Origin of the sequence: Kitasatospora sp. NPDC058444 (assembly GCF_042721415.1) — a bacterium.
Lineage (GTDB): Bacteria > Actinomycetota > Actinomycetes > Streptomycetales > Streptomycetaceae > Kitasatospora.
In genome coordinates this window covers 23752-34299 of record NZ_JBHXLL010000067.1, presented here as the reverse complement: position 1 = coordinate 34299, position 10548 = coordinate 23752, and the positions used below count along the sequence as shown (strand labels likewise).

Annotated in this window: 7 protein-coding genes and 1 rRNA gene; all 8 read left to right on the top strand. The window is 74.0% G+C overall.

Annotated features, from left to right (window positions below):
* Nucleotides 1–83, top strand: a 5S ribosomal RNA gene (gene rrf / locus ACFWP2_RS37720); the annotation flags it as partial.
* Nucleotides 84–283: 200 nt separating this feature from the next.
* Nucleotides 284–1693 (top strand): histidine kinase, encoded by a 1410-nt coding sequence (locus ACFWP2_RS37715; RefSeq protein ID WP_380460282.1) that lies wholly within the window; start codon nucleotides 284–286, stop codon nucleotides 1691–1693.
* Nucleotides 1645–2310, top strand: a complete 666-nt coding sequence (locus ACFWP2_RS37710) for a LuxR C-terminal-related transcriptional regulator (RefSeq protein WP_380460280.1) — start codon at nucleotides 1645–1647, stop codon at nucleotides 2308–2310. Before ACFWP2_RS37715 ends, ACFWP2_RS37710 begins: the two co-directional genes overlap by 49 nt.
* Before the next feature lie 222 nt (nucleotides 2311–2532).
* The gene (locus tag ACFWP2_RS37705; protein ID WP_380460278.1) at nucleotides 2533–4101 is read left to right on the top strand and encodes a DUF2637 domain-containing protein; all 1569 of its coding nucleotides are present in this window, start codon (nucleotides 2533–2535) and stop codon (nucleotides 4099–4101) included.
* Between the two features lie 111 nt (nucleotides 4102–4212).
* Nucleotides 4213–5502, top strand: a complete 1290-nt coding sequence (locus ACFWP2_RS37700; RefSeq protein WP_380460276.1) for a DUF6986 family protein — start codon at nucleotides 4213–4215, stop codon at nucleotides 5500–5502.
* 138 nt (nucleotides 5503–5640) lie between these two features.
* Complete coding sequence (locus ACFWP2_RS37695) at nucleotides 5641–6297, top strand: YigZ family protein (RefSeq protein ID WP_380460274.1); 657 nt, start codon at nucleotides 5641–5643, stop codon at nucleotides 6295–6297.
* 543 nt (nucleotides 6298–6840) lie between these two features.
* Nucleotides 6841–8613, top strand: a complete 1773-nt coding sequence (locus ACFWP2_RS37690) for a hypothetical protein (protein ID WP_380460272.1) — start codon at nucleotides 6841–6843, stop codon at nucleotides 8611–8613.
* 114 nt (nucleotides 8614–8727) lie between these two features.
* The gene (locus ACFWP2_RS37685) at nucleotides 8728–10506 is read left to right on the top strand and encodes a restriction endonuclease (RefSeq protein ID WP_380460270.1); all 1779 of its coding nucleotides are present in this window, start codon (nucleotides 8728–8730) and stop codon (nucleotides 10504–10506) included.
* Nucleotides 10507–10548: the final 42 nt, after the last annotated feature.

Here is a 10548-nt window from a genome sequence, read left to right as displayed (position 1 = left end):
ACATTCCGAACCCGGAAGCTAAGCCTCACAGCGCCGATGGTACTGCAGGGGGGACCCTGTGGGAGAGTAGGACGCCGCCGAACAATTCTTCAGAAGAACCCCCATCCGGTTTCCGGATGGGGGTTCTTCGCGTTTTAGGACCATCTCACTTGCTGGTGTCACTTTGTCCACCAGCAGGTGGTCCTAGGTCCACCCCGGAATTGGGGTGCCATGGCCAGTGCGGGTGGCGCGCGGTTCGTGAACACTGACGGAGGAGGATCGGTACCGGCATCAGGAGCTTCCCGTGACAACAGTGAGTCGTACGAGCGGCACGTCCGTACGCGCGCAGGCCCGGGCCGCGTTCGCGGCCGGCGGTGAGGGCCTGACGCGACTGGTCGTGGTGGTGCTGACCGCGGTGCCGGGGTTCGTGTTGCCGGTGGCGGCGGCCGTTCTCTCGGGGGCGGTCGCGGCCCAGATCCTCCAGAGCTATTCCCCGGGGATCCTCGTCTCGCTGCTGGTGGCGGCGTTCGTCGGTTCCGTGGTCGCCGCCTTCCTCGTCCGGAGCGTCGCCGCCCGTACCCGTGGGCAGCTGGAGCGCTGGTTCGGCATACGGTTGCCGTCCACCTACGAGCCGCGTCCGGAGCTGGAGTTGGACGGTCGCGGGCACTGGTGGACGGGTTACACGTACCACCGCTCGCGGACGGTGGCGAAGTACGCGCAGATCGTCCACTGGGGCCTACGGGACCGGACCACGCGCGCCGAGTTGCTCTGGATGCTGGTGAACCCGCTCCTCGTGGCCGCCCTGGTCGGCCCGGTGGCGGTCCTGTTCGGGCTGGGCGTCGCCTCCACCCTGGGCTCGCCGGTGCCGGCGGACGACTTCGGCCCGCTGAGCGGCCGGATGGCCTCCGTCCTGCTGAGCGTCGTGTTCGGAGCCGCCATGGTCGTCGTCGGCATCCTCGTGGCACCGTTCGCGGTGCGGATATACGCGGAGGCGGCCCGCCGGGTGCTGGATCAGGACGGCCGGGCGACGCGCGCCCAGCTGACCAGGCGGGTCGTCGAGTTGACCGAGACGCGGGCGGACGCCGCGGGCAGCCAGGCGGCCGAGCTGCGGCGGATCGAGCGGGACCTGCACGACGGCGCGCAGGCTCGACTGGTCGCGATCGGCATGACGCTGGGCACCATCGAGCACCTGATGGAGACCGACCAGGAGGCCGCGCGGGAGCTCCTGGCCGAGGCTCGCCAGTCCTCGGCCCGGGCCCTCCAGGAGCTGCGGGACCTGGTGCGAGGCATCCACCCGCCGGTGCTCGCCGAGCGCGGACTCGGCGATGCCGTCCGGGCCCTCGCGCTGGACAGCGCGCTGCCGACCGAGGTGTGCGTGAGCCTGCCGGACCGTCCGCCGGCCCCGGTGGAGGCCGCCGTGTACTTCAGCATCTGCGAGCTGCTGGCCAACGCGGCCAAGCACTCGGAGGCGGACCAGGTCTGGGTGGACATCCTCTACCGGGCCGGCTTCCTGCGGATCACGGTGACGGACGACGGGGTGGGAGTGGCGGACCCCTCGCGGGGGACCGGACTGCGCGGTGTCGAGAAGCGATTGGGTACCTTCGACGGTGTCCTCTCCATCGACAGCACGTCGGGCGGACCCACCACCATCACCTTGGAGTTGCCGTGCGAGTTGTCCTCGCCGAGGACCTCTACCTCCTTCGCGAAGGCCTGATCCGGCTGCTGGAAGCGCACGGCTTCACCATCGCCGCGGCGGTGGAGACCGGTCCCGAGCTGTTGGAGGCACTTCTGACCCACCGGCCGGACGTCGCCGTGGTCGACGTCCGGCTCCCCCCGACGCTCACCGACGAGGGCCTGCAGGCCGCGCTCACGGCGCGGCGGGAGATCCGGGGCCTGCCGGTGCTCGTGCTGTCGCAGCACGTCCAGCAGCTCTACGCGCGGGAGTTGCTGGCCGACGGCACCGGGGGGATCGGTTACCTGCTGAAGGACCGGGTGTTCAACGCCGGGCAGTTCATCGACGCGGTCCGCCGGGTGGCGGCGGGCGGTACGGCGATGGACCCGGACGTGATCGCCAAGCTGATGGAGACCACCTCACGCAGGCCCGGTCCGTTGCTGCGGCTGTCCCCGCGAGAGCGCGAGGTGCTGGAACTGATGGCCGAGGGCTGTTCCAACTCGGCGATCGCCGCCCGGCTGTCGGTGAGCGACGGTGCGGTGGCCAAGCACATCGCCAACATCTTCAGCAAGCTCGAACTGGCCCCCGACGAGGACGCCAACCGTCGGGTGCTGGCCGTACTGGCCTACCTCAACGGCACCGCGGGGCGGACCCGCTGACGGGTCAGCCGGCCTCCGGCGCCGCTCCGCGGGGTGCGGCGGTTCGGGGTCCGGCCGCCGCCCTGTGACACCCCAGGCTGTGGGAACGCTTAAACACGCGTACGAGTAAACTCCGGTGGGCCGAGTCCGGAGGTTGCTCAGCCGTCCGGCGGCCCGACCAACGGGACCCGGCAGCCGAGGCACTGTACGGCAGCGGCCGACATCCAGGGGTTGATAGACGTAATGGCACGCCCAACGCTCACCAAGGCCCATCGTGGCCTGCTCGGCCTGGTCGCGGCCGGTGCCTGCATCATCTCGGGCATCGGTTTCGCGGGCTCGTACAACGCGGTGCGCGAGCTGGCCGAGCAGAAGGGCTTCGGCGCCTTCTCCTACGCCTTCCCGATCGGCGTGGACGCCGGCATCGTCGTGCTCCTCGCGCTCGACCTGGTGCTGACCTGGCTGCGGATACCCTTCCCGATGCTGCGGCAGACCGCCTGGCTGCTGACCGTCGCCACCATCGCCTTCAACGCGGCCGCGTCCTGGGGCGACCCGCTCGGCATGGGGATGCACGCCGTCATTCCGGTGCTCTTCGTCGTCGTGGTCGAGGCCTCGCGGCACGCGGTCGGCCGAATAGCGGCGATCACGGCGGACCGCCACATGGAGTCGGTCCGGGTGATGCGCTGGCTCCTCTCGCCGGTGCCGACCTTCCGGCTCTGGCGGCGGATGAAGCTCTGGGAGCTCCGCTCCTACGACGAGGTCATCCGACTGGAACAGAACCGTCTGGTCTACCGGGCGCAGCTGCGTTTCCGGTACGGGCGTGGCTGGCGCCGCTCGGCGCCGATCCAGGCACTGCTCCCGCTCAAGCTCGCCAAGTTCGGCGTGCCGCTGGACCCGTCGCTGCTCGACCGGCTGGACGACGAGGGCCGCGAGCGCGAGACCCCGGAGGTGCTGCCGGAGCAGGAGACCCAGGGGATAGCCGGCCAGGAGAACCGCGCCACCGCGGCCATCGCCTCGGTCACCGAGGCCCACGTGCAGCAGCCGCAGCAGCCCCAGCAGGTGCCGCAGGCCGTGCAGCAGTCCGCGCCGCAGGCCCAGCCCGAACAGTCCGCGCCGCAAACCCAGCAGGCCCAGCCCGAACAGGCTGCGGCACAGGCACAGGCACAGGCGCCTGCGGCCGTCGCGCCGCTGTCCGCCGAGGTCGCCGCACCGATGCTCGCGAAGCTGGCCGCCGTCCGACTGCGGGCCGCCCAGGAGCCGGAGGGGGAGGCGGACGTCGTCCCGCAGCCGCGCGGCGAGGAGCTGAACGTCTGGACCGAGCGCCCGGTCCGCACCACCGGTCACCCGGCCGACGCCGCCCCGGGCGGCCGCGTTCCGGGTCAGGCCTCGCCCTGGTTCAAGCCCCCGCGCCCGGTCGCCGAGGAGACTGCGGACCTGGCTGCCGCCCCTGCCTCCGCCCCTGCTGCCGCCCCCGAGCCTGGCCCGCAGCCGCAGCCGCAGCCGCAGCCGCAGCCCCAGCACCCGCAGCAGCCCGCCGAGTTCGAGCAGCCGGTCCCGACCGAGGAGCCCGTCCACGCGGAGCAGCCCGCGTTCCCGTCGGTGCCCTCGCGCCTCGACCCGGACGTCGCCTACGAGGCGCTCGTCTCGTACATGGAAAGCCATGGTCACCAGCCCGACCCCCAGCGCCTCGCCGACTGGCTGACCAGGGAGTTCGGTGTCACCGGCAAGGGCCCGGACGGTTCGGTCCACCCCAAGGAGGTCGCCGAGCTCTTCCCGGAGCTGCGCGACCGCTACGCCGCCGCCGATCTGGACTGACCACGGTCGCCCCGGTCCCGCGCTCGGTCGGGCCATTGACGGCCGGTCCCGCCGGAGCTACCTTCGCCTCAACAAACTGTTGAAGTGCTGGTTCGGCATGGAGGCGCGCGGATGACACGGGTCGGGGTCGACGGAAACGGGCCGACGGACGGGGCCTCCTTCTCCACCGCGGCCCGGGCGGCCGTGGAGGCGCTGCTCGCCCCCGTCGACGCCGATCTGGCACGCCGTTACCCGGGCGAGCGCGGGACCAGGCAGCCGGTGCACACCGTCTACGTCCCGGCCAACGCCTTCGGTGCCGACACCGTGCGGGAGTGGGGCCGCCGGGCCCTGGAGGCCTTCGACCGGCACGCCGCCACCCCGGCCGAACTGGCCCGCGCCCTCGGCGTCGCGGACGACGGGCTGCTCGCCGACGTGCACGCCCGGGTCCGCGCCAAGCTGGAGCGCGAGCCGATCGAGGACCTCCGGATCGACTTCGAGGACGGCTACGGCCCCCGCCCCGACGCGGAGGAGGACGCGGCCGCCGTCCGCGCCGCCGAGCTGGTCGCGGCGGCGGTGGCCGAAGGCGGCGCCCCGCCGTACCTCGGCATCCGGATCAAGTGCATGGAGGCCGCCGTCCGGGCCCGCGGCATCCGCACCCTGGAGCTGTTCCTGGCCACCCTGCTGGCCCACGGAGGGCTGCCGGAGGGACTGGTGCTGACCCTGCCGAAGGTGACCTACGCCGAGCAGGTCACCGCGCTGGTCCGGCTGCTGGAGGACTTCGAGCGCTGGGCCGGGCTGCCCGCCGGCCGGATCGGCTTCGAGATCCAGATCGAGACCACCCAGGCGATCCTGGGCCCGGACGGCCGGGCCACCGTCTCCCGGATGATCGAGGCCGCCGAGGGGCGCGCCACCGGCCTGCACTACGGGACCTTCGACTACAGCGCCGCCTGTGGCGTCAGCGCGGCCCACCAGAGCATGGACCACCCGGTCGCCGACCACGCCAAGGCGGTCATGCAGGTGGCGGCCGCGGGCACCGGGGTGCGGCTCTCCGACGGCTCGACCAACGTCGTCCCGACCGGCTCCACCGGGCAGGTGCACGCCGCCTGGAAGCTCCACCACGGCCTGGTCCGTCGCTCGCTGGCCCGCGCCTACTACCAGGGCTGGGACATGCACCCGGCGCACCTGCCCACCCGCTACGCCGCGGTCTACTCCTTCTACCGCGAGGGCCTGGCGGCCGCCGCCGCCCGGCTGGCCGCGTACGTCGCGAAGACGGGCGGCGACGTGATGGACGAGCCGGCCACCGCCCGGGCGCTGAGCGGCTACCTGCTGCGCGGCCTGGACTGCGGAGCCGTCGACCTCGCCGAGGTCACCGCGCTGACCGGCCTGGACCGCGAGCGACTGAACGCCCTGGCCGGGCGCTGACCGATCGGCGGCCGGCAGCCGACGGCCGGCCCCGGCCACTGATCCTCCCGTCGTGCGCCAACTAGGCTGACGGTGCCGCCCCGGTGCCCCGGGGCGTGCGCCGTCAGCCTTCGCCGTCCTCGGGAGGACCGCCACACCATGTCCGCCACGCCGGAGCCCACCGCCAGGCCGTACCTCACCATCCGGCGGGCCGGCAGCCACGAGACCGAGATCAAGAAGTCCCGGTTCATCTGTCACCTCGCCCGGGTCGCCGACGAGGAGGAGGCGCAGGCCTTCATCGCCGGCATCCGCAAGCAGTACTGGGACGCCCGGCACAACTGCACCGCCTTCGTGGTCGGCGACGAGCAGCGCCGCGAGCGCTCCAGCGACGACGGCGAACCCGGTGGCACGGCCGGGGTGCCGATGCTGGAGGTGCTGCGCCGGCGCGGGCTGACCGACACCGTCGCCGTGGTCACCCGGTACTTCGGCGGGATCAAGCTCGGAGCGGGCGGCCTGGTGCGGGCGTACGGCAACGCGGTGTCGGAGGCGGTGGACGAGGTCGGCCTGCTGGAGCGCCGACCGGTCGCGCTGCTCGCGGTGGCGGTGGACCACGTCCGGGCCGGGCGGGTGGAGAACGACCTGCGGGCGGCGGGGTACGCGGTGAGCGATCTGGCCTACGAGGCCACCGGAGTGCGGATCGAGGTGGGCGTGCCGGAACCGGACGTGGCGGACTTCCACACCTGGCTGGCCGAGGCGACCGGCGGTACCGCGGTGGCGGTTCCGGCCGGCCGCACCTACGTCGAGGTGCCGGTCTGAGAGGTCGTGGTCGGAGAGGTCGCGGTCCGAGAGGTACCGGTCCGACCGTGGGGCGGGTGGCACCTCATGGGGCCAGGGGGTCGGACGATCCGTGGAACGGTTCCTCGGACGGCCCGTGACCGGCCGTTTCCGGTAACCCAGGCCTTGCGCCACGCGGAAGAACGCTTGAGCAGATTCACCCGAACGTAGTGTCGTTGCCCGGAGTTGGAACTTCCGCTCCGGGCCGTGGCGTTTCCTGGGCAAGGTTCCGGCAGAACCGGACGAATCCATCGATGGAGGACACAGGACCCCACCCCGCACCGCGGAGGTATGCGCATGACCTCAGACCGCTCGACCTCGAATCCCCTGTCCGCGACCGACCCGACCACCGGCCGCCCGGCCTCGAACCGTCCCACGTCCCACCACCCCGCTTCGAACCACCCGAGTTCGATCCACCCGAGTTCGATCCATCCGATCGCGAACCGCCCCGCCCTGAACCGCGTCCGCTCGCACACCGCGGCCGCCGACCTGCCCGGCCCCCGCGGTCCCGCGACGCCCTACCGGATGACGGTCACGACGGTCCTCGGGCACGCCGAGGCCGTCGCCCTGGCCGACGAACAGCTGGCCTCCTGGCTGAAGCAGGAGGGGTACGAGGAACCCCCACCGGCCCACCGCGCCCCCGCCGGGCCGAATGCCGAACCGGCTTCCACCGCCGAGCGCCTCCGGCTGGGCGAGCGCGTCCTGCTCGACCGCGACCAGGGTCCGCTGCGCGGAGACCCGGGCACCGGCCGCTACGACCGCCGCCGCCTGCGCACCCCGGCCCCGCACGGTACCCAGCAGCTCACTCTCACCGTGGCCACCGCGGCGGACGGCCCCACCTGGGTCCGGCTGGAGGCCGAGACGCACAGCACCGGCAGCGGCGTGCGCACCCCGTGCCGGGTGCCGGTGCCCGAACTCGTCCGCTCGCTCCTCCCGCTGCTCGACGCCACCGACGGCCCGGCGGCCGTCCGCTCCGCCCCCCGGGTGATCACGGCCGACGAGGTCGACGCGTTGATCGACGAGCTGTGCGACCCCGAGCGCAGGCTGCCCACCGTGGTGGCCAGCGTCCCGGTGAACCTCCCGCTCGACAGCTGGGTGGAGGACGTGGTGGCGCCGCTCTGCCAGCAGCTGCCCGGCCTCGCCACCACCTACGTGCTGGACCCCGGCGCCCGTACCGGGTTCAACGTCGCGCTGGAGTACCACACCGTCTACGGCGGTGCGGTGCGCACCTACCTGCCCGAGGTCGACCCGGCCTCCCGGCAGGACAGCGCCCGACATCCGGTGCTCGCCCGGGGCCGAATAGAGGAAGACCTGCGCCGCGCCGCCGGGCTGCTCGCCCGCGAGCCGCGCCGCCTGGCCGCGGACCAGCCGCTGCCGCCGCCGCTGGCGGCCGTCCCGGTGCTGCGCGTCCCGCCGCCGCAGCTCCGCCAGTCCGCGGAGCAGTCCGCGGAACAGACCGCGGAAGAGGCCGCGGAAAAGGCCGCGGAAGGGGCAGTCGAGCCAGCCGTCGAACGGACCGCCCCGTACCAGGGCGCCGAACTGGCGGCGCTCGTCCACGAGGAGCAGCAGGACCGGGCGGAGCAGCAGGCCCGGGCCGACGAGTTGGAGCGGGTGCGGCACACCCTGCGTCTGGAACGCCGCGAACACCGGGAACGGGGTCAGGGCCGGGAGGGTCGCGACGGCCGGGACATCCGGGAGGGCCGCCTCCGTTCCGGAGCCCGTGCCCTGACCGGACGCCACTGCGTCGTCCCCGGCGGCGGCCCGGCCGCCGGGCCGCACTTCGCCGCCCAGCCCACCGACCGCCGCGGCACGCCCGAGACCTTCTCCGAACTCATCGCCAGACTGGGTGAGTTCCCGCTGGTGACCTTCACCGGTGACCAGAAGGTCGCGCTCGCCCTGGACGATCTGCAGTGCGTCGGCGCGGGCTGGGCCCGGCTCGCCTGGGAGGGGTTGACCGCTCTTCAGGAGTACGCCGAGGCGGCCGTGCGCGGCGCGGCGGGCGGGGACTTCAAACAGTGGTGCGAGCGCACCCCCGAGGGCTGTCACCGCTTCCCGCCCCGCAAGGCGGTCCGCGGGGAGTCCCGGACGGTGTTCAGCCACACCAAGTGGAAGCGCGAGCGGATGCTGCCGGTGCCGGAATGCGTCGACTCCTCCCGGCGCGCGTTCATGGGCGCGCACCTGCGGATCGGCGGCGGTCGCACCGCGCCCCGGCTGCACTACCTGGACGACTGCTCCGGCAGCGGCCGGATCTACGTCGGCTACATCGGTCTGCACCTGACCAACACCCGGACCAACTGAGCGGCTTGGCTGACCGCTGCGCCCGTTCGGGGGACAATGTCCGGCAGCGGCGGGTCCACGGGTTCGCCGATCGCCCAGGGCAGGCGCCGGACGAGCATGGGGGAACGACGACCGATGCAGTACTCAGCAGACGGCCAGTCCGACGGAACCGCCACCGTCCAGTTCCCCCGGCCGGGCTTCCTCGCCTCGGTCTTCCGCGACCTCGGAGCCGAAGGGGAGCGGGAGTCGGACGGCGCCGTCACCGGCCGCCCCAGCGGCGCGGCCGGTGACGGTCCGTCCGACGGTGGTCCGTCCGGCGGCGGCGCGACAGGTGCCGGTCCCACCGGTACCGGTCCGTCCGCTGCCGGCTCGTCCGCCCCGGATCCCGCCGACCGGGGAAACGGCCCCGCCGACGAGGGACCCGGCCACGTCGGCCCCGGCGCGGCCGACCCGGACGAGGCCGTGGCGGCACAGGCCCGGGCCGCCACCCTGACCCACCACCGCACGCGCGTCGTCCAGGCCGAGCACGACCGGCTGGCCGACCTGCTGCGACGGGCCGCGCTGCCCGTCTCGGCCATGGACTTCGAGAGCCAGCTCCGCCACTACCAGCCCCGCCCCTACCCGGCCGACGGCCCCGGCGCCGCCGAGGACGCCGAGCCCCGCTGGGAGGACTTCGCCCCCGCCGAGCCGCCCGCGGCGGACCCGGACAGCGGCCCGTCCCGCCGGCTGCTCGACTCCGGCTACCAGCGCGAGCTGGCGCAGGCCCGGCTCACCCACCAGCGCGCCCTGCGCGAGTGGCGCACCCGCCGGGCCGACGCCGGCAGCCCGGCCGCCGACGAGTCCCGGCGTGCCCACGAGGCGGCCGAGGAGGCCCGGGCCCGCGCCGTGCGCGAGTACAACGAGAGCCTGGAGGAATGCCGGCGGGCCTACCGGCTGGCCGAGCCGGCCGCGGTGGAATCGCTGCTGGAACGGGCGCTGGCCGCCGCCGAGACCGCCACCCAGGACCTGCCCGCTCCCTGCCGGGCGGTCTACCGCCCGCTCACCCGCACCGCCGTGCTGGACCTCGACCTGCCGCCGCTCGACCTGGTGCCCTCGCTCACCGGCTACCGGCTCGCCCTGGACGGCGACATCCTCCCGGTGCCGCGTCCGCCCGCGGACCGGGCCACCGACTACCTGCGGCTGGTCGCCCGGCTCGCCCTGCGCGCCCTCCAGGCCGCCGACGCCGTCGACACCGACGAGATACTCGCCGGCGTCGTCCTCAACGGCTGGCTGCGCGATCCCGCCACGGCCGAGCCGCTCTGCCTGGTCAGCGTGGACGCCGACCGCGACGCACTGGCCCGCACCCGGCTGCTGCCGCCGGGCACCCCGTACGAGGAACGCGACGACGAGGGCGTCTACGCCGACGCCGAGCAGGACGAGGCCCTGGTGCGGCTGCGCCAGCTCGGCGCCGCCGTCACCCCGGACCCGTACGACCGGGCCGGTGTCCGGCCGGCCGCCCAGGCCGGGGCCACCGTCCCGGCCGCCTCCGACCTGTCCGCCAACGAGTTCGCCCAGCTGGTGCGGGACCTGCTGACCCGGGGCGGGATCGCGCAGTGGAGCGTCCGGCTGCGCGGCCCGGCCGGGCTGGTCGCCACCGGAGAGGGCGCACCCGGGAGCGCGCTGCCCGGCCGCTGGGTGGTCTGGGCCTCCCGGGACACCGGGTCGATCGGAGCCGAGCAGATCGAGACGCTGGCCGAGGCGGTCGGGGAGGAGTCCGCCGAGCGCGGTCTCCGGCTGACCACCGGCCGGTTCGCCGAGGAGGTGCTGGACCTCACCGCCGAGGAGAGTCACCGCCACATCCACCTGATCGACGGCGACGGCGTCCGCGAACTCGCCCACACCCACCTCGGCCTGCCGCTCGCCACCGGCGGCTGACGGGCCCCTCGCCCCGGCGGGCGGCCTCACCCGGACAGCCGA

Coding starts and splice junctions, on each gene's coding strand:
- ACFWP2_RS37685 (WP_380460270.1), top strand. CDS start 8,728: ATGCAGTACTCAGCAGACGGCCAGTCCGACGGAACCGCCACCGTCCAG.
- ACFWP2_RS37700 (WP_380460276.1), top strand. CDS start 4,213: ATGACACGGGTCGGGGTCGACGGAAACGGGCCGACGGACGGGGCCTCC.
- ACFWP2_RS37695 (WP_380460274.1), top strand. CDS start 5,641: ATGTCCGCCACGCCGGAGCCCACCGCCAGGCCGTACCTCACCATCCGG.
- ACFWP2_RS37705 (WP_380460278.1), top strand. CDS start 2,533: ATGGCACGCCCAACGCTCACCAAGGCCCATCGTGGCCTGCTCGGCCTG.
- ACFWP2_RS37690 (WP_380460272.1), top strand. CDS start 6,841: ATGACGGTCACGACGGTCCTCGGGCACGCCGAGGCCGTCGCCCTGGCC.